The organism is Paenibacillus sp. J53TS2 (assembly GCF_018403305.1).
Taxonomy (GTDB): Bacteria; Bacillota; Bacilli; order Paenibacillales; family Paenibacillaceae; genus Fontibacillus; species Fontibacillus rhizolycopersici.
The window spans coordinates 50756-70491 of the sequence record NZ_BOSK01000011.1 but is presented as its reverse complement, the minus strand read 5'-3'; the positions used below and the strand labels follow the sequence as shown (position 1 = coordinate 70491).

General features: G+C 55.4%; 16 protein-coding genes. 7 read left to right on the top strand and 9 right to left on the bottom strand.

The annotated features are described in order from the left end of the window. Window positions 1-29 precede the first annotated feature (29 nt). From KJS42_RS19865 to KJS42_RS19850, 4 genes are all read left to right on the top strand, one after another. Window positions 30-533 carry a hypothetical protein gene (locus KJS42_RS19865; protein WP_213623907.1) on the top strand — a complete coding sequence of 168 codons (504 nt, stop codon included), beginning with the start codon at window positions 30-32 and terminating at the stop codon, window positions 531-533. Between the two features lie 539 nt (window positions 534-1072). Beyond that, window positions 1073-1666, top strand: a complete 594-nt coding sequence (locus tag KJS42_RS19860; RefSeq protein ID WP_213623906.1) for an SLOG family protein — start codon at window positions 1073-1075, stop codon at window positions 1664-1666. 152 nt (window positions 1667-1818) lie between these two features. Continuing rightward, window positions 1819-3435: an alpha-glucan family phosphorylase gene (glgP, locus tag KJS42_RS19855; protein WP_213623905.1), complete on the top strand. Its 1617-nt coding sequence runs from the start codon at window positions 1819-1821 to the stop codon at window positions 3433-3435. Window positions 3436-3884: 449 nt separating this feature from the next. After that, window positions 3885-5135 (top strand): phosphodiester glycosidase family protein, encoded by a 1251-nt coding sequence (locus KJS42_RS19850; protein ID WP_244868559.1) that lies wholly within the window; start codon window positions 3885-3887, stop codon window positions 5133-5135. Between the two features lie 82 nt (window positions 5136-5217). On the opposite strand, the gene KJS42_RS19845 is transcribed toward KJS42_RS19850, so the two are convergent. The 7 genes from KJS42_RS19845 to KJS42_RS19815 all read right to left on the bottom strand — a co-directional run bounded on the left by KJS42_RS19845 (window position 5218) and on the right by KJS42_RS19815 (window position 14849). Further along, a complete protein-coding gene (locus KJS42_RS19845) occupies window positions 5218-6411 on the bottom strand; it encodes a sugar ABC transporter permease (protein WP_213623904.1) in 1194 nt (397 codons plus the stop codon). A gap of 2 nt (window positions 6412-6413) precedes the next feature. Continuing rightward, on the bottom strand, window positions 6414-7925 hold the full coding sequence (locus KJS42_RS19840; protein WP_213623903.1) for a xylose ABC transporter ATP-binding protein: 1512 nt from the start codon (window positions 7923-7925) through the stop codon (window positions 6414-6416). A 95-nt stretch (window positions 7926-8020) separates the two neighbouring features. Beyond that, complete coding sequence (gene xylF, locus KJS42_RS19835; RefSeq protein WP_213623902.1) at window positions 8021-9124, bottom strand: D-xylose ABC transporter substrate-binding protein; 1104 nt, start codon at window positions 9122-9124, stop codon at window positions 8021-8023. Window positions 9125-9356: 232 nt separating this feature from the next. Next, window positions 9357-10922: a helix-turn-helix domain-containing protein gene (locus tag KJS42_RS19830; protein WP_213623901.1), complete on the bottom strand. Its 1566-nt coding sequence runs from the start codon at window positions 10920-10922 to the stop codon at window positions 9357-9359. A 23-nt stretch (window positions 10923-10945) separates the two neighbouring features. Further along, the gene (locus KJS42_RS19825) at window positions 10946-12385 is read right to left on the bottom strand and encodes a sensor histidine kinase (RefSeq protein WP_155608601.1); all 1440 of its coding nucleotides are present in this window, start codon (window positions 12383-12385) and stop codon (window positions 10946-10948) included. Beyond that, window positions 12382-13365, bottom strand: a complete 984-nt coding sequence (locus KJS42_RS19820; protein ID WP_244868558.1) for a sugar-binding protein — start codon at window positions 13363-13365, stop codon at window positions 12382-12384. Before KJS42_RS19820 ends, KJS42_RS19825 begins: the two co-directional genes overlap by 4 nt. Before the next feature lie 500 nt (window positions 13366-13865). After that, entirely contained in the window at window positions 13866-14849 is a 984-nt protein-coding gene (locus KJS42_RS19815; protein WP_280516418.1) for a Gfo/Idh/MocA family protein, read from the bottom strand. 226 nt (window positions 14850-15075) lie between these two features. On the opposite strand from KJS42_RS19815, the gene KJS42_RS19810 reads away from it, so the two are divergent. Continuing rightward, entirely contained in the window at window positions 15076-15834 is a 759-nt protein-coding gene (locus KJS42_RS19810; protein ID WP_244868557.1) for an SGNH/GDSL hydrolase family protein, read from the top strand. A gap of 36 nt (window positions 15835-15870) precedes the next feature. On the opposite strand, the gene KJS42_RS19805 is transcribed toward KJS42_RS19810, so the two are convergent. Further along, a complete protein-coding gene (locus tag KJS42_RS19805; protein ID WP_155608604.1) occupies window positions 15871-16377 on the bottom strand; it encodes a CYTH domain-containing protein in 507 nt (168 codons plus the stop codon). Between the two features lie 271 nt (window positions 16378-16648). After that, window positions 16649-17608 carry an alpha/beta fold hydrolase gene (locus KJS42_RS19800; protein ID WP_155608297.1) on the bottom strand — a complete coding sequence of 320 codons (960 nt, stop codon included), beginning with the start codon at window positions 17606-17608 and terminating at the stop codon, window positions 16649-16651. Window positions 17609-17805: 197 nt separating this feature from the next. Here KJS42_RS19800 and KJS42_RS19795 point away from each other — a divergent pair, with 197 nt between their 5' ends. Continuing rightward, a complete protein-coding gene (locus KJS42_RS19795; protein WP_213623899.1) occupies window positions 17806-18588 on the top strand; it encodes a Cof-type HAD-IIB family hydrolase in 783 nt (260 codons plus the stop codon). 190 nt (window positions 18589-18778) lie between these two features. Further along, a complete protein-coding gene (locus KJS42_RS19790; RefSeq protein ID WP_193415652.1) occupies window positions 18779-19711 on the top strand; it encodes an S-layer homology domain-containing protein in 933 nt (310 codons plus the stop codon). Window positions 19712-19736: the final 25 nt, after the last annotated feature.

The window sequence follows — 19736 nt, the reverse complement described above, 5'->3', positions numbered from 1 at the left end:
AAATTTGCGAGTTTGAGAGGTTGGGCAACATGCTGACGTTTGAGCAGAAATTGGAAGTCTTCAAATCATTCCCCGAGCTGGAGCAAAGAAACGTATCGCTGGGCCGGGTCAATTTTCACTATGAAGGCAGCGCTTATGACAAAAAAACCGTCGTTTACCACCTGCACCCGAACGGGAACGGGTATGTTTACGCCGGATTGCTAGACGGTTATGAGACGGATGATAAAGGGTTCGTCAACATTCGGGAAATGGCTGAGCCGGAACTGCGGCAACTGGTCCGGGAGACGATTAACGCAATGTCCGTCCGGGAGGGCGAAGCCCCCGCTTCACGCCCTGAAGCAACGGAAGCACCCAACCGAAGCACGTCGCCCGGCGGCGTCTGGACGAATAGCAAAGGCGAAAAGCTGACGCTCAAATACGAAGACGACTTGTGGTATATTTACTCCGGCCTGAGCCTGGAGATGGCCTTCGATACCCGCGAGGAGGCCGGCGAATATTTGGCGGAGGAAGGTTTTTCTCCACTAAAAGGGTGACCCGTTCCCCGTGCACCAATGAATAACCAAAACGACCATGCCTTACTGAGGCATGGTTTTTTTATTCTGCCATAAAAATAAATAAAAAGTTCAATAAATTGTTTGATTTTTGACACAAAATGTTCAATAATTAAGTCAGACACAAATTGTTCACAATTTGTTTGGCCAGTGAAAAGTAAAGGAGCGAATCCTCATGTGGCAACCGGAGAAAATGAAAGGCAACGCTTTTCTGTGGATTGTTGGGCTAGGCACGTTTTATGCGGTGTTCTACACGGTATTTACTCTTCTCTCGATTCACGGTCAATAAGCCGCACATTGTTGTAACCGCTGCCATGGGCTTCGGGCGCTCACGTCCGTTCCCGCGACATGCCGATAACCATACCTTTGTTCTAAGTCATATCTACCGCCTAGCCGATGGAGCTCCTCTCCCGCGCGAAGCGGTGTTTTTATTTTTGCCGGAGAGGAAAGGCAAGGTATAATAATAGAGGACATGGCCATGATCGGCCGGCTTCATCCACTGAACTTAAGGAGTTTTCCACTTGAAAAATCTGCTCATCACCGGTTATCGCGCCCATGAACTCGGCATTTACAACCAGAAGCACCCCGGCATCCCTTATATTCGCCAAGCCATTGCTAATCGCCTTGTCCCCTTGCTGGAAGAGGGGCTGGAGTGGGTCATCACTCCCGGCCAATACGGCGTGGATCTATGGGCATGCGAAGCGGTGTTTGATTTAAAAAAGCGGTATCCGCAGTTGAAATGCTCGATCATCACCGCCTATAGCCAACAAGAGGAGAAATGGAGCGACGAGAAAAAGGACTACTATACGCAAATTCTCCGTCAGGTCGACCACTATGCGGCGGCCAGTAAAGAGGCTTACCTCGGACCTTGGCAATTCACTGGCAGGGACGAGCTGCTGTTCCGCAAGACCGACGGGATCCTGCTCGTCTATGACGAGGACGCGGGCGAGGCCAGTCCGAAATTTTTTAAAGAACGCGCTTTGAAGAAGCAGGCCCAGGACGGCTACCTGTACATCAATATCGGCTCTGAAGAAATTCAGGCAATCGCTAACGAGGAGCAGGAGCGGGCTTACCACGACAGCGACATCCGTCCGGATGAATCGGATCCATCTTAACCTTCTCGTGGTCTATTTTCCCTTCCCCATTCTCCCAATCTTCCGCACGAAATCCCCCCTTTTGTCACCTTCCGCCCGCCTCCAGACTACACTGTTAGCAGAAAATCGCTTTCAGTACAGCAAGAGGTTTGCATCGCAAAGGAGGTATTCCCATGAGCGAAAGGCAGCTCCCTACCGTTGCTTATTTCAGCATGGAGTACGGTCTTCATTCCGATTTTAAAATGTATGCCGGAGGACTTGGCATTCTGGCCGGCGATTTCATCAAAGGGGCCAAAGACATTGGCGCACCGCTCGTCGGTATCGGTATCAAGTGGAAGCAAGGTTATACCGACCAGCGAATCGGCGAGGATGGACGGCCTTACGATACGTTTATCGATCACGATTATGATTTTCTCGAGGATACCGGCCTGACGGTCACGGTGACGATAAAAAACGCCGAGGTTCCCTGCAAAGTATGGAAAACGGAAAAGTTCGGAAACAATCCGCTCTATCTGCTGGACACAGACCTTTCGGAGAGCGACTATGGCTGGATCACCGCACGCTTGTATGGCGGTGGCTTCGGCGAGGAGCGCATTGCCCAGGAAATTGTGCTAGGTATCGGGGGGGTTAAGGCGCTTCGCGCGCTGGGCATCCCGGTGGAGGTTTATCATTTCAACGAAGGGCACGCCGCCTTGGCCGCCACGGAGCTGATCCGCGAGAAAATGCAGGCCGGACTCACCTTCGAATCGGCCTGGCGGGACACCCGCGAAACGGTCGTCTTTACGACCCATACGCCGGTCAAGGAAGGCAACGAAGCCCATGCGCTGGATCTGCTTGCGGCGATGTCCGCCTTTAACGGGTTGACCCGCGACCAAATGGAGCGGATCGGCGGCAACCCGTTTAACATGACCGTCGCCGGTCTGCGGCTTGCGCGCCGCGCGAACGCCGTTGCCGCCCTGCATGCGGAGACCGCAGGCCGCATGTGGAAGAACGTGGCCGGACGGGCGGAGATCATCGGGATCACGAACGCGATCCACCTGCCGACCTGGGCCGATGCGCGGATGCTCCGCGCTTATGATGAAGGCGGCGATGTATGGGCCGCGCATATGGAACTCAAGCGCGAGCTGATCGATTTGGTCCGCGAGCGCTCGGGAGCCGCGCTGGATCCGGACCGGCTGCTGATCGGGTTCTCGCGCCGTGCCGCGCCGTATAAACGGAGCGATCTGATCTTCTCCCGGCCGGACCTGATCGGCCCCTACCTCGAATCCGGCCGGATTCAACTCGTGTTCTCGGGCAAAGCCCATCCGAACGACGATACCGGCAAACAGATCGTCAGCAACCTGGTGGCGATGATGAAGCAGTACCCCGGCAGCGTCGTGTTTCTGGAGAACTACGACATGACGATCGGCGCCAAGCTGACCCGCGGTGCGGACGTTTGGTTGAACAATCCGCGCCGGCCGCTGGAAGCGAGCGGCACCTCGGGGATGAAAGCCGCCGTCAACGGCGTGCTAAACTGCTCGGTCCTCGACGGCTGGTGGCCGGAGGCCTGCCTAGACGGCGAGAACGGCTGGCAAATCGGCGGCGGCTTCGAGTCGGCCGATCCGGGCGAGCTCGACCGGCACGACGGCGAAGCGCTCTACGACACGCTGCTGAAGCGGGTCGTGCCGACCTACTACGAGGATCGCCCCCGCTGGGTGCAGATGATGCGGCGCAGCATCGAAACGACCCGCGAGGCGTTCTCGACGCAGCGGATGCTGGAGGAGTATTACCGCAGGCTATATATGCGGTAAACGTGACGGCGGATGATCTGCGGTGCTAGGGGCTTGCCCTTGCACCGTAGTTTTTTTGCGGATGCGGCTGCACTTCTCACGTACCATTGATCTATGGCGTAATGCAGCCCCCCTCCCCTCGCACCATTGATCTATGCGTAATGCGTCCCCCTCCCCTCGCACCATTGATCTATGGCGTAATGCGGCCCCACTCCCCCCACCCCTTCGCACCAAATGTATTCGAAAAATCGAATACATTTCAGCGTTTCCGACGGTTTCAAGGGAATCTATATGAAATTTCATATAGATTTGCACACCAGCAAGAGTTCTACCCGGAATCTATATGAAAAATCGTATAGAATGCGGATTTTTTGCCGCCAGCCCCACTTTGTATATGAAAAATCGAATACATTTCCGATATTACATAAAGAAACAAACCTCACAACCCTACATAGAAGGAGAAAACCATCTTGATGAACCGAACTAGAAGTACTAGAACTAAAACCGAAACTGAAACTGGAACTGGAACTTCTCTGCGCAGCCTCGCGAAACGCCTGCTCGCTCTAGGGCTTGCCCTGGTCTGCCTGATCCCCGCCGGCAGCAGCCTAGCCCCCGCCCCGGCGTCCGCCGCAGCCACGGCAGCGCCCGCCAAGAACGTCGTCCTGCTGGATGCCGCCAGCGGACATGCCTTCGTGCCCAGCCGGGCCTTAAACGGACTGGATGGCATCCAGATCCAGTGGGATGCGTCCCGGCAGCAATTGACGCTCGCGCAGGGCGAAGCCACCACCGCGATCTTACGAGTCGGCTCCGCCAAAGCTGAGGTGAACGGCGAGCCGATCACCTTGACCGATGCGCCGTTCACCGAAGCCGGCGCGACCTACGTGCCGCTGCAGTTCGTCAGCGCCACGTTCCAACTCCCGGCGGAATGGGACAAAACCGCCGGCGCGGTCAGCCTCGGCCAAGGCGATGCCCGCTTGACCCTGCCGTACGCAAACCGCGGCACGGCCAGCACCGCCGGCGCCGGGAAAGCGATCGTCAGCGAGCGCAAGACGTTTAAGGTCGGCGGACGCTCCTTCTCCGTGCAGATGGTCACCATCTCGCTGATGGATCCGAAGGTCCGCCTGAAGGTCGCGCTCGCCGGGGACACCGTCGGGAAGGTCGAGGAGCTGAGCAGCCTCGCCAAACGCCATAAGGCCGTCGTCGCCGTCAACGGCACATTCTTCAACGCTTACACGAATGAAGCGTACAAAGCCCCTTACGGCTACATCGTCAGCGGCGGCGAGCTGAAGATGAAGGCCTCCGGCGACAAGCGCACCATTTTCACCTATGACTCGAATCTCTTGGCGCGGTTGATTCCCGGCGCGGACTTCAACGATGCCTTTGGCGCAGGCACGATGGAGGGAGCGCTCCAAGCCGGGCCGCGCCTTGTGGTCAATGGAAAAGTCGCGATTGACGTCAAGGCGGAAGGCTTCAAGGATCCGAAAATCCTTACCGGAGGCGGTGCCCGCAGCGCCTTAGGTCTCACGCGTGACCATAAGCTGATCCTGCTGACTTCCGGCGGCGCTACGATTCCGCAGCTCGCGGAAATCATGAAGCAGGCCGGCGCGTACCAGGCGATGAACCTCGATGGCGGCGCCTCTAGCGGTCTTTATTACAACGGCAAATACCTGACCCCGCCGGGCCGCAAAATCAGCAACGCGCTGATCGTCACCTATCAATAAAAAGCAAAACGGCACTTCCAAGGAGTTCCCCTCAACAGGGGCCTAGCTCCAAAGAAGTGCCGTTTGTTTTCATACAAACTTCTTATCTCAACCCTTTGCGCCGATTCGAAATGTCCAGCCAAACAGCAAAGACGAGGATCGAACCTTTAACCACATATTGCCAGAACGACTCCAGCCCCATCAGCGACATCCCGTTATCGAGCGAAGTCATAACGAGCGCGCCGATCAAGGCGCCAAGCACCGTACCCGCGCCGCCCATCAGCGACGTTCCGCCGATGACGCAGGCCGCGATGGCGTCCATTTCCGCCATGTTCCCGGCGGTAATTGTCGCCGAGGCGAGACGCGACGTCAGGACGATCGAAGCGATCGAGGCGAGCAAGCCGCTGAGCAGGAAGACGCTCATCGTTTTGCGGCGGATGTTGATGCCGGACAGACGGGCCGCTTCCAGGTTGCCGCCGATTGCGTAAATGTGCCGGCCGAAGGTCGTTTTCGTGGACAGGAAGAAGAAAATGGCGGCCAGCACGATGACGAAGATGATCGGGAAAGGAATCCCCTTATAGGCATTCATGACGAGCACGAAGGCGACGACCAGCAGAGAGAGCGCGGCCATCTTGATCACGTCCACGGCGAACGGCGCCACTTCGAAGCCGTATTTCTGCCGGGAACGGCGTTTGCGGAGCGTGCTCCAAACAATCAGGCCGATGGCTAACACGCCGAGGGTAATGCCGAAGCCTTGGGCAAAATACGCATTCCCAAGCAGCGCAAGCACCTTGTCCGAGACCGGAATCGTCATCGATTCGGTCACGCCCATGAGCGTGCCACGGAATACCAGCATGCCCCCCAGCGTCACGATAAAGGCGGGAATCATTTTATAAGCAACCAGCCAGCCCTGCAGCAAACCGAGTACGGCACCGGCCGCCAGTGTACCGATAATGACGACAATCGCCGGCAGCTCCAGCCAATTGCTGAAAATCGCGGCAATCCCGCCGGTCAATCCCACGATCGAACCGACCGACAGGTCGATGTGTCCTGCGACGATGACCAGCACCATGCCGATCGCCAGAATCGAGGTCACGGACATTTGCGTAAAGAGATTAGACAGGTTCCGCGCCGTCAAAAATGTCGGGTCGAGCAGGCCGAACAGTACCCAGATCAGCACCAGTGCTCCCACCATCGTGTAAGCCCGCACGTCCATTTTACCGAACAGGCTGCCCCATAGCGTCGTTTTTACGGCTGAGCCGTCCGTTTGTTTTCCGATTTCCTTTTGAAGCTCCATGTTTATTTCCCTCCCGTAGCGGCTTGCATGATATTTTCTTGGGTCGCCTCGCGCCAGTCGAATTCCCGGACGAATTTGCCTTCGCTCATCACCAGAATCCGGTCGCTCATGCCGAGCACCTCCGGAAGCTCCGAGGAGATCATGATGATGGCCACGCCCTGATCGACCAGCTGATTCATCAGATGATAAATCTCGTATTTCGCCCCGACATCAATGCCGCGGGTCGGTTCGTCCATGATAAGGATTTTCGGGTCGGACATCAGCCATTTTCCGACGACGACCTTCTGCTGGTTCCCGCCGGACAACGTGCCGACAGGGGTTTCCAGAGATGCGGTTTTCGTCTTCAAATCATGCACATACTTGAGGCCCCAGCGAATTTCCTCGTTGTCGTTAATCACGCCTAACTTCGAAACTTTGGCCATGGTGGCCATCGTCGTATTCGTCTTGACATCCATTCCCATAACTAGCCCTTGGCGTTTGCGATCCTCGCTAACGAGGGCAAGCCCGGCGCGGATGGCGTCGGCGACGGAGCGGATACGCACCGGTTTGCCGTCAACGAAGACCTCACCCGTCGCCCGTCCGCCGTAAGCGCCAAACAGGCTGCTGACGAGCTCGGTCCGACCAGCGCCCATCAAACCGGCAATGCCAAGAATTTCGCCTTTCCGAACCTGGAAATTGACGTCCTTGATCACCTTCTGGTTTCGCTTCTCCGGATGCCACACATTATAATTCTTAACTTCCAGCACGGTATCCGACGGGCGATGTTCCACCCGCGGGTATCGTTCGGTCAACTCCCGTCCTACCATCAGCGACACGACTTGGTCGTCATTGGTGTCCTTGCGTTCCAGCGTCGCCACCGTATGCCCATCGCGAAGCACCGTAATCGAGTCGGCCAGAGCAAACACCTCCGGCATTTTGTGCGAGATATAAACGCAAGACACCCCTTCGCTGCGCAGTTGGTTCAGGATGCCCATGAGAATCGCCACTTCGCTTTCCGTCAAAGCGGCCGTCGGTTCATCCAGGATCAAGATCTGCGTATGCTTGGACAGCGCCTTGGCAATCTCCACCAGCTGCTGCTGGCCGATGCCGAGACTCCCGATTTTCGTGTCCGGGGAAATTTGGAGTCCGACCCGCTTCAGCCACTGGGCTGCATTGTGGTACAGCTCATCCCATTGGATCACGCCGCGTTTCGTCGGTTCCGCCCCGAGGAAAATGTTCTCGCCCACCGTCATCTCCTTTACGAGCGCCAGTTCTTGGTGAATGATGGCGATGCCGGCTTTTTCCGCATCGGTAATGTTGTGGAACTGTTTCTTCTCGCCGCCGATGACGATGTCTCCGCTATACGTGCCGGCTGGATACAGACCGCTCAGCACTTTCATCAGCGTTGACTTGCCCGCCCCGTTCTCGCCGCAGAGCGCGTGGATTTCCCCTTTGCGCACCTTAAAGTTCACGCGGTCGAGGGCTTTTACGCCCGGAAACTCTTTGCTGATATTCACCATTTCCAATACATGCATAGGCTTAGCTCTCCTTCTTTAGCCTAAGGATCGGCGGAAAGCGCGAAACCAAGGAACGCCGAACGCTCCCTGGTTTTCGCCGCTTCTGCCCTGATTTATTGCTTAGGCCATTGATCCTTCGGCACGTTTTTGTACACGTCTTCCAGCTTGTGGAACCCATCTTCGATCACAACGTTCAGGCTGTTCTTGTCGACCGGAATCGGATCGAGCAACACGGAAGGCACGTCGATCTTGCCATTATTGACGGTCTTGTCGGCTTTGACTTCCTCGCCTTTAGCAGCCGAGACAGCCATTTCCGCAGCCGTGGTAGCGATCGATTTGATCGGTTTGTACACTGTCATCAGCTGGGTGCCTTCGGCGATCCGTTGAACGGCGGCCAAGTCTGCATCCTGCCCGGATACCGGGATCTTGCCGGCCATGCCTTGGGCAGTCAACGCCTGGATGACCCCGCCGGCCGTGCCGTCGTTCGCGGCGACTACGCCTTGTACGTCATTGTTGTTGGCGGTCAGCGCGTTTTCCATGTTCTTCAGCGCTTCTTCCGGCTTCCAGTCTTTGGAGAACTGGTCATAAACGATCTTGATGTCGCCTTTCTCCTCCAGCGGTTTCAGCACGCTCATGGCGCCTTCTTTAAACATGTGCGCGTTGTTGTCAGTGTCCGCGCCGCCGATGTAAACGATATTGCCCTTCGGTGCCGCTTCCATGACGGCGCGGGCTTGGAACTCGCCGACCCGGACGTTATCGAAGGAGATGTAGTAGTCGACATCCGAGTTTTTAATCAGTCGGTCATACGCGATCACTTTGATGCCCTCTTTATGCGCTTTTTCCACAATCGGCGCGGTTGCTTCGGCATTGTGCGCAATAACCACCAACACGTCGACGCCTTGCGAAATCAATTGTTCCGCTTGGCTCAGTTGCGTAGCATCGTCACCGTTAGCCGCAAGCACCTTCACTTCGCCGCCGAGCTCTTCGACTTTGGCGGTGAATAGATCCCGGTCCTTCTGCCACCGCTCTTCCTTCAGGGTATCCATCGACATCCCGATGACGATTTTGTCGTCCTTGCCTCCAGCCGCGCTGCCCGTATTGTTCTTCGTGCTCCCGCTGTTTGAGCTGCCGTCCGATACAACCCCGCAGCCTGCCAGGGAGGAAGCCAATAAAATGGCCGCCAAGCTTAACCGTACAAAATGACTGTGTTTTTTCACTATGCCTACGCCCCTTCTTTACATAATCGTTTATTGATTGCGCTTACAAAATTATCTTAGCACCGCCCTCATCCCTACGGTCCGGTCAAAGCCTGCACTTCTTTGCGCTGTGCCTGCACTCCCTTGCTGCGGGATGTAAAGGCTTTCATTCCCGCTGCTTTCACTGGATTTTTTTGTGTAGAAAAAACAAAAAAGTCCTTGTCTGGGACAAGGACTTAAAGACCGGACAGGCTCATTCGGTTTGCTGGCGATACTCGCTGGGGGTGATGCCGACGGATTTTTTGAACACCCGGCTGAAGTAATTCGGGTCCTTGTAGCCCACCTCGTAACAAATCTCCTTCAAGCTTAAGGAGCGCTCGGCAATCAACCGCTTCGCCTCCTCGATCCGCAGGCGAGTTAAGTAATCACTGAAATTCTCTCCCGTTTGCAGCTTGAACAATTTGCTGAAATAATACGGACTGAGATTGACGTATTCCGCCGTTTGCTCCATCGAGATCTCTTCCTTGAATCGCTGGCTGACGAACAAGATGGCCCGCTGCAGCACATGCGAGCGGCTGCGTTCTTTCCGCTCCCGCAGTCCGTCGATCCAGCCGCCAAGCCGGCGCAACGCGCTCGCGCGCAGCGATGCCGGATCTTCGCATGCGCTTAAGTCCTCGATTAAATCCGGGCCATCTCCCGCTTCAACGCCGCGGCTCAAATACAGGAGCAAACCAATCACGTCGCCGCGCAGGCGCGGATAATGCCGCGGCTCGGCCGCCTCCAGGCGTTCAAACAGCTGGGCGAAGCGTTCGGTGACTTCGGGCTTGTCGTGCCGCAGCAGCGCATCGAGCAGCTTCTTCTCCTCGTCCAGAGGGATCGCCGGACGGCCCGAGCTTTCGGCGATATCATCGTAATGCCGGACGCTGACGATATCCTGTTCGTCCGCGCAGACGCGCACGGCTTCCCGGTAGGAGCGGCTCAACCCGTCCCAGCCCTCGCGAATCGAACCGATGCCAACCGAGATCGGTAGCCCGAACCGCTCCTCAACCTGGCTGCGCAGCCGCTCGCCCCATTCCAGCGCGATGACCCGCTGCGTATAACCCGGTCGTCCCGGCGGAAACGGAACAAACAACGCCATCTGGTGCCCGACTACCGGGCTGACAATACAGGACAACCCCGGCTTCACCCATTGCTTGACGGCGTCGTAAATCTCCTTCTTGGCCACTTGGAAGCTGGCCCATTCCTTCGGCGTGTGCTTCGCGAACGACAACACCATCGCGTACCCCTTGCGCCACTGGAGGTTCAGCATCCCCGCCAATTGGTCGGCTTCGACCTCTTGCGCATATTCCAACATCAACATCAATGATAGCTCGTTCTCTGCCAGCGGCAGCAACTGCGACAACTTCTCCTGTAGCGCCAATTGCTCATCCCGGACACGCTTCGCCTCCTCGGTTTCGGCGATCAGACCCTTTAGCACGTCCAGCACCTCTTCCCGCCGCGCCGGCTTCAGCAAATAATTCCGTACGCCAAGTGCCAACCCTTCCTTCGCATAGGCGAAATAATCATGCGCCGTAATCATCACAACCTTCGCTCCCGGCTGCCGCGCCATAATTTCCCGCACCGCCTCCAGGCCTTGGATCCCCGGCATTTTGATATCCATAAAGATAAAATCCGGCCGCCCTTCCTCCGCCAACTGGATCGCCCGTCGCCCGTTCTCTGCATGAAGAAAACGGAACGTATCCGGCATCGCATGACCGATCATCAATTCCAGGCCTTCCCGCTCCAAAGCTTCGTCGTCCGCAATCAACAAAGTATACACCTTGGTTTCCCCCGTTCCCCGTTCTATTCCATGCTCGTGCGAAGAGGCAGCGTAAACCTGACGGCCGTTCCGGCCCCTTCTTCGCTGTCGATGGCGATGCGTTCCTGCCCGTCAAAAAATAAATGCAGCCGCTTGAACACATTATGCGTGCCCAGACCCGTCGATTGCCCTTTGCCGCCGAACCGCGGCGCGTCCCCGCGCACCGATTGCAGCAGCGTATTCACCGTTTCACGGCTCATGCCGACGCCGTTGTCGCGGATTTCGATCTCGACCTTGTCCTCCCCGCCGAGTCGGATCACCAGCTCCAGCACGGCCCCTTCTTCCATCTGTTCAATCCCGTGCACGAAGGCGTTCTCCAATATCGGCTGCAGGGTCAAGCAAGGAATCCTCCCGTCCAACGCGCGCTCGTCGATGTTGATCACGAAAGCGATCCGATCGCGGAACCGCGCCTTCTGGATGTTCATGTATTCGGTGACATGGGCCACCTCCTCGCGAAGCGGTACCGCCTGGTCCAGCTTCTGCAAATTGTAACGAAGCAGACGCGACACGGAAACGGCAAGATCGCTGGTTTTGGCAGCCCCTTCGAGATAAGCCAGCTTGGAAATGGAATTCAGCGTATTGAAGAGAAAATGCGGATTGATCTGGCTTTGCAGCGTCTTCAACTCCAGCTCCTTGACCAGCCGGTCTTTCTCCAGATTGTTAATGTTCTCGGCCATCAGTTGCTGGATGTTATCGATCATCCCGTTAAACGCGCGGCACAAAATGCTGATCTCATCGTTGCTGTCGCTTTCCGGCGCTTTGGTGTCCATCCGACCCTTGGAAATCTGTTTAGCAGTCGCGACCAGCCGGCGGATCGGATTCGTGATGCTGCGCGACAGCCAGATGGCAAGCAGGATACTGAAGGCCGCCGCGGTCACCACCAGCAAAATGCCCAACTTGTTCAGCTCGCCGGTTGTATACATCATCTCTTCGTAGATCGGCTTGTACTGCTCCAGTTCCAAATCGACCAGCTCCTGCGCCTCCTCGCGGATAAAGCGCTGAGTCTGCTCCGCTTCGATATAGGCCCCGGCCATCGTATCGGAATCCTCATAGCTGATCTTCTCGATCATCGCCTCGGCCTGCTCCAGGAACGTATCGATGAGGTTGCGGTAATTGGCTAGGGCCAGATCGCTCCCACCGATCGTTCGAAGCCCGTCCAGATCGGACCTCAAGGTTTTGACGGCGTTCAAGTGCTTGACCACTTCAGGCAAGCTTTCAGTATCCATCTGCATGATGAAGCGGTTCATCGACCGCATATTCTCCCCTACTTCATAGGAGATTTCTTTATACAGCAAAATGCGCTTCATCATCAGATGATAGCTTTCCTGCACGTTCTTTCCGCTTTGGAATAGAAAGAAGGACACCGAGCTCATGACCAGCACCAGCAGCGGAATGAACAGAAACAGCTTGCGGCGGATGCTCATAAGCTCTCCCCCTCCTCCACATTTCGTGCATCCAGCACTTTCACTTCCGTGAAGTACTTCTTCTTCAGCGGTTTTCCTTTGAAGTGCTCATAGAGCAGTCGAACGGCTGTATCCCCCATCAAAAAAGGCTGCTGCGCGACCGTCGCCTCGATCTCGCCCTTGCGAATTGCCTCCAGCGTTTCCTTCTGATTGTCGAAGCCGATGATCGTCAAGTCATTGCGGTTTTTGGCGGCCTGCAGGACGCCGAGGGCGTCGGTCGCGCTCGTGCCGACCATAATGTTGATCTCCGGATGCTTCCGGAGCATATTGGCTGCCTGCTGGATTGCCTCCATATGAGAGATGTTCGAGCTGCGGACGTCGACAATCTCAAGCCCCTCATGCTCGGCGACGATTCTTTTCAGCCCGTCCAATCGCTGCAGTTGGTTCGCGGCCTGATCGCTGCCGATGATCACGCCGATCTTCCCGGTACCGCCGGTCGTCTCCACGACAAGACGGCCCAGACGTTCGCCGGCGGCCAAATTGTCGGTGCCGACATAAGCCAGCCGCTTGCTATCCGGTGCGTCGGTGTCGATCGTCACGACGGGAATCCCGCGTCGGACCGCCTTGTCGATCACCGGAGTGAACCGCTCTTCGTTCAGTCCCTGCACGATAATCGCGTCGACGCGGGCGGCGATCGCTTTTTCCAATAGGTTCAGTTGCTCTTCCATGTTGTTGCGCACCGGCCCCGTAAACTCGATGTCGATGCCGTATTTCTCCGCCGCCTCCGCCGCGCCTTTCTCCACCATTTCCCAATAAGGATGGTAACGCTCCTGCTCGATCAATACGATATGATAACGCGACTCGCCGCTCGCGGGCTGCCCTTGCAGCTCCTTGACGATGCTGCCGATTTTCCCGGAATAGCGGGCAAAGCCGATAAACAAATAGACCAAAACGACGATGCAGATCATCATGCCGGCCAGCCATTTCTTGTCCTTGATCATCCTGTTCACCTCTTCGATTATCCTATCTCAAGGGTGTAAACGGTTGCAATGAGAAATTTAGGCAGGTTCCAGGATATGGCAAAATTTATGATATGCTCTTGGGGCCGCTTTGCACGATTATCCCTTTCGTTCAGGGGCGTCCATCGTTCAGGTGCGTGCATGGCATGGCGCGAAGTTTGATGGTACGAAGATGGCAGAGTGCGAAGTATGCATGGCGCGAAAATTGCATGGTACGAAGATGGCTGGTTGCGAAGTTTGCATAGTGTGGTGATGGGATGGTGCAGGATGTCAAGGAATCAGGCCCCCCCAAGCTAGCCTGCTTCGTTCCAACCTGAGCGAAGGGGATAATGGTGCAAAGCGCCGCAAAAGGACCATCACCAGCCCCCTCGCTTTGCCTCAGGCCGAACGATCAAAAGCAAAAACCCAACCCGGAATCATCCGGCTTGGGTCCTCGGGAATCGGGTCGCTGCTTGATCTTGATCGGACGAAGCACCGACACCTTAAGCTTCATCCGCCGCGTACCGCAGCCCGAACTGGCGTCTGGCTTCCTCCATCAGTTCGGCGACAGCCAGCGAACGCGTATGCGTATTGATCTGGCTCTCCCGCTGTCCGTTTTTAACCAGGTCGATAAACTCCATAGCCTCGTAATACATCGACTCCTGCGGCTGGGAGCGCGTCAACTCCTCCGTCGTCCCGTCGCGGTACAGGATTTTTGCCTCATAAGGCTGGTTGATCCGATCGATCACGATCGTCCCGTTCTCCCCCTGGATTTCCGTCGGCAAATAGGAATCGGTAATTTTCGAATACATGATCACGCCGTCCATATCCGGGTACCGCACGATCAGGCTGCCCTCTCCATCAACGCCCGAGGACAACATCACGGCGGAGGCTTGCACGGATTCCGGTTTACCGAAGAGCGTCACCATCGGGTAGATGCAGTAGATGCCGAGATCCATCAAGGCACCGTTAGAAAACGCGGGGTTAAAAGCGTTCAATACCTTGCCTTGCTTAAACGCGTCAAACCGCGAAGAATACTGGCAGTAACTTGAAAAATAACGCCGTACCCGGCCGATTTTGTACAAATTGTCATGGACCGCCCGGAAATTCGGCATCAGCGTGGATTTGAGCGCCTCCATCAGCAGCACGTCGTTGCGGCGCGCCGCTTCGATCATCCGCCGGATTTCCGCTGCGTTCGAGGCCATCGGCTTCTCGCATAACACATGCTTGCCGTGATCCATCAGCAGGATCGCCTGCTCGGCGTGTAATGAATTCGGGCTGGCGATGTAGGCGGCATCAATGTCGGAGCTGGATGCCAGGGCCTCCAAGTCGGTATATACCTGAGGATCGCCGAACTTGGCGGCAAATTCCTTGCCCTTCTGCTCGGTCCGGGAGTAAACCGCCGTTAAGGCAAATTGCTCCGTTTCCAAAGCCGCCTGAATAAAACGCTCCGTAATCCAGTTCGTTCCAATCGTGGCGAAACGTATCAAAGTGATTTCCTCCCTTTGTTATGGTCGCTTTACCCGTATTCTCTCATTCCCTGTCACCCTTGTCCACTTTCGAACGCTAAAACAAATTCGTTCCGATTAGGAACAACTTACTTGCACTAGGCGCGAAAACTAATCTACAATAGATGTAACGAAATGAAACGTCATGAATTCCATTCATTATACCTGGAAACCTTAAGTTTCGAGGCCTGAGAGAGGTGAGACTGTGATCTACGACAGCAAGTTTTTTTCCAAAAATGAAATCAAGTACATGGTCAGCGGGGACTCCATCTCCAAAGGCGTCATTTATGACGAACAACGCCATAAATACGTCATACTGGAGAACAATTACGTTTCGCTCTTACAGCAGAAACTGAAGGGCGCGGTACACAATACCGCCCGTTTCGGCAACACGTTAATGAAGGGGCTCACGAACCTCAAGAAGGACGTAGAGAAGGATAAGCCCCACATCGTGCTGATCGAATACGGCGGCAACGACTGCGATTTCAACTGGAACGAGATTGCTGAACGTCCAGACGGAGAACACAGCCCGAAAACCGACTTTAATCTGTTCGAAAAAATGCTGACGGAAGCGATCCAATTCGTTAAGAGCCAGCAGATCGTCCCGGTCCTGATGAGCTTGCCGCCGCTGAACGCCGACAAGTATTTTCAATGGGTCAGCCGTAACGACCCGGAGGCGGAGAAGAACATCCTGAAATGGCTTGGAAGTGTCACGAAGATTTATTGGTGGCAGGAACGCTACAATTCGACGATCCTGAAGGTCTCGGAGATGACCAAAACCAAATTCATCGACGTGCGCGGCGCGTTTCTGGAGCATCCCGATTATACGAAATTTCTTTGCTCGGACGGCATTCACCCGAACGAAGACGGCCACCGGATCATCTGCGACAAGGTACTTGAGTTCATTCGCAATAACTACCGCTTCCTGCTGCGCGACGGCAACGGCGGATTGGCGCTGGAATAGACGATACCCTGCATGAAACGAAGAGACCTGAGGACTTCAGGTCTCTTTTTTGCTGCGCTGCAAATCGCTCCACACCTTCTTGTTGCTGTATCGCTTGTCGGTGCTGATGTCCGGCCCGAACCAGTCCGGGGCCACAAAAGCCCGTGCTTCCTCTTCCGATCCGAATTCGACTTCCAGCACGATAAAATCGATCTGGTCGTAGACGTCGATTTCCACCGTAAGCTTGTCCCATTCGGCCGTCACCCGCCGTTTGGTCAGAGGAACCGCCTGATGAACCCCGGTGATCTGGGCGTACATTCCCTCCGAAATGGATACCTCCACTTCTTCCCGGGACAAGCCGAACCCTCGTTTGAACGTATGCGTATATTGAATCTCTCCGGTACGCAAATCCTCGATTCTGCGAACCCGCAGCTCCTGATCCTCATGAAGGGCCAAATAAGTCTGGTCGATCGCATGTTCCGACCGGACAATAAGCTCTCCCTTCCGAATCAAATGCTCCGGATACGCCGGCAGCAGAAACTTGCGTTCAATTTCCAGCGCCAACGGAACAACCCCCTCGCTTTTCTTTTCAGTAAAACTTTCAGTTGTCATTCATACTGGATTCAGTCGTCCCAGCTACAATGAGCTACATCATCCATTATACGAGTACATACCTAGGGGGACAATCACGTGAAAATCGATCACACCGCGGACCAGTTGTCGCGGATGGCGCAAAAGCTGCAGGACATGACCTCCGGCTTCACGGTGTAGTCCTTACTTTATCACGAAAGCGGAAAGCCGCCCAAGGAGTCGCAGACTCCTGGACGGCTTTTTCTTACAAACCAAGCATAAACTGGACGATCTTATCGGGCATGCCCGGCAATCCTTCGTGACCGAAGTCCGGGAAGATCTCCAGCTTCTTCGGCGAGGAAATCGCGTTGTAGGCTGCAAATTGGGTGGATGGCGGACAAATCTCATCCATCAATCCAACCCCCATCAGCACTTCGGCTTGAATGCGGCTCGCCAGATGATGCACGTCGATATATCCCAGCTTGGCGAACAGCTCTTCCTCCCGCTCATGCTGCGGATCAAAGCGGCGGAAATACAGCCGCAGCTCCTCGTAAGCGTTCCGGGCTAAGTCCATCTCCCACACCCGACGGTAGTCGGACAGGAATGGATAGACTGGGGCCGCCCGGCGAACACGCGGCTCGAGCGCGGCGCAGGCCAACGTGATCCCGCCGCCTTGCGACCAACCGGTCACGCCAACGCGGTTCTCGTCCACCTCCGACAGGTCCATGACGATGCCCGTCAGTTGCACGGCATCCAGGAAAATATGGCGGAACAGCATGTTTTGCGGATCGCCGTCCACCCCGCGGATGATATGCCCTTGCAGCGTATTTCCGATCGTCCCGCCGACGTCTTCCGACTTACCTCCCTGTCCGCGGCAATCCATGGCGAACACGTGGAAGCCCAGCGAAGCATATCCCAGCTTCTCGCTCCAGTCGCCGGAATTCGCGGAATAGCCGTGAAACAGGACTACGGCCGGGGCGGGGCCTTCGAATTTCGCCGGACGCACATATTGGGCGTGAATGCGCGCTCCCTTGACTCCGGTAAAATAAAGATGATAACATTCCACGCCCGGCAGCTGATAATCGGCCTTTTCGATACGTACCTGCGGATCAACGGCACGCATCTCGCGCAGCGCGACTTCCCAGTAAGCATCGAAATCCGGAAGCTTCGGATTGATTCCCCTGTACTTGCGTAATTCGTCCAAAGGCATGTCGATAACCGGCATTGATCTCTTCCTCTCCACAATAGGGTTTGATTTCACCGTCCGGCTTGACTGCAACCGCAGTCGCCGGGCCATCGCTCACAGTATAGCTTGACAACGCTTTCTGTACAAGAGGAACGGAGGATTATGACCGGCTTGCGCCCGCATGTTAGACTATTTTTATAGATAAATAAAATTACGAACGGATAGGAGCTTTTCAAATGAACAACAACTACAAAATCGCCTTTTTCGATATCGACGGCACCCTGGTGAACGAGGACAAGCAGGTGCCTGAGGATACGATCAAGGCCATCGCCGAATTGAAAGCGAACGGCATCGAGCCGGTCATTGCGACCGGGCGGGCGCCGTACTTTTTTGAACCGATCGCGAAGCTGCTGCACATCGAATCCTTCGTCAGTCTGAACGGCGCTTACGTCGTATACCGGGGGGAGCCGCTGTACCAGCGCACTCTGCCCCCGCAAAGTCTCCGTAAGCTGGTTGAACTAGCTGGACGCCATCAGCATCCGCTCGTGTTTCAGGGACATGAACGTTACTACGCCAATACCGATGCTCACCCGTTTATCGTCGAGTCCATCGATTCCTTAAAGGTAGAGCATCCGGGATTCGATCCCGAATTCTGGAGCAAGGCCCCGGTGTTTCAAGCGTTCTTGCACTGTGAAGAGCAGGATGAGTCTCTGTATGAGGGGCAGTTCGACGATCTGCGCCTGATCCGCTGGCACCCGAAAGCCATGGACGTGACGATCCGCGGCGGGTCTAAAGCCGTTGGTATCGCGGCTATGCTGGAGCGCCTTGGCATCCCCCTTTCCGAGGCCGTAGCTTTCGGCGACGGTTTGAACGACAAGGAAATGCTGCAGGAGGTTGGACTTGGCATCGCCATGGGCAATTCCCATCCGGACTTGCTGCCTTTCGCCAATTACGTCACCGCCTCCGTGGATGAAGGCGGGATTCGCCAAGGGCTGCGCCACGCAGGGTTGATTTCCTAAGGATCTCGCAAAAAATTGAAGATCAAGTGAAACATCTCTAACACTTCCTGCGTCAAAGGGTTAAATCAAACCGTATCCGGGAGGAGGGAATTGACACTTAAGCCTCGCCTCGTCGGGCGCTGCTGAACAGTGAAGCAACCCGGCGGATATGTTGCGTTTAACTAACTATGGTTCCAGGAGGGAATTGCGAATGAAAACGAAAAAAACGTTATCCAAATTTCCGAAGCTGACGCTGCTGATGGTGATTGTATTCACCCTGATGTTCGGCGGCACCGCCTCGGCCTTTAATGATATTAAGGGCGACAAGGAGCAGAAAGCGATCGAACGCCTCGAGAAACGGGGGATCATTAAAGGAGATTTCCACGGCCGCTACTATCCGGCCCAGAAACTGACCGGCGCTTCCGCCGTCTCCCTGATCGTTCAAACGCTGGACTTGAACTTCGATACCATCCGGTTCATCAAAATGCCAAAAGCCAGCGATTATTACACCAAGGTTAACGATAACGCCTGGTATGCCGAAGCTTTCGTCATCGCGAACTACTATGGGCTGGACATTCCCAAGGACATCAATCCGGCCGCTAAAGTGACGAAGGAGCAGTTCAGCCACTGGCTGTTCAAAGGACTGAGCACCAAGGGCGATTACATGTGGACGATGCAATATTTGAACATCAATGATGAGAAACAAATCAACAAAGATTATATGAACAGCATCCAGTCTCTTCTTCAGGCCAAAATCGTCACGTTGGATAAAAAGGGGAATTTCGGACCGAAGCAACCGGTCTCCCGCAGCGAAGCCGCCGGCATGCTTGACCGGACCTTGCAGTTTATTGAGGACCGTCAACCCGTTGAAAACCCGGTTCCCGGAAGCCTATACGACTTCGGGATGAATACAGACAAAATCTCGAACGACATCACGAAAGTGTCGATTACCGCGATGGCGCCGCACCCAGGGTACGGCCTGGAAGTTTCGAGTATCACATTCAAAGACGGGAAAGCCATTATCGACTATCGCGTTGTGGCACCTCAACCCGGACAATTTTACCCGCAGGTTATTTCTGAAGTGACGGCCGTTACGTATATCCCGGCGGGCTACCAACCGGTGCTCGGCGCACAATCGAAATAATTCGCTTTAAACGAGAAAAGAATGG

Coding starts and splice junctions, on each gene's coding strand:
- KJS42_RS19790 (WP_193415652.1), top strand. CDS start 18,779: ATGAAAACGAAAAAAACGTTATCCAAATTTCCGAAGCTGACGCTGCTG.
- glgP (WP_213623905.1), top strand. CDS start 1,819: ATGAGCGAAAGGCAGCTCCCTACCGTTGCTTATTTCAGCATGGAGTAC.
- KJS42_RS19865 (WP_213623907.1), top strand. CDS start 30: ATGCTGACGTTTGAGCAGAAATTGGAAGTCTTCAAATCATTCCCCGAG.
- KJS42_RS19795 (WP_213623899.1), top strand. CDS start 17,806: ATGAACAACAACTACAAAATCGCCTTTTTCGATATCGACGGCACCCTG.
- KJS42_RS19800 (WP_155608297.1), bottom strand. CDS start 17,608: ATGCCGGTTATCGACATGCCTTTGGACGAATTACGCAAGTACAGGGGA.
- KJS42_RS19845 (WP_213623904.1), bottom strand. CDS start 6,411: ATGGAGCTTCAAAAGGAAATCGGAAAACAAACGGACGGCTCAGCCGTA.
- KJS42_RS19825 (WP_155608601.1), bottom strand. CDS start 12,385: ATGAGCATCCGCCGCAAGCTGTTTCTGTTCATTCCGCTGCTGGTGCTG.
- KJS42_RS19820 (WP_244868558.1), bottom strand. CDS start 13,365: ATGATCAAGGACAAGAAATGGCTGGCCGGCATGATGATCTGCATCGTC.
- KJS42_RS19840 (WP_213623903.1), bottom strand. CDS start 7,925: ATGCATGTATTGGAAATGGTGAATATCAGCAAAGAGTTTCCGGGCGTA.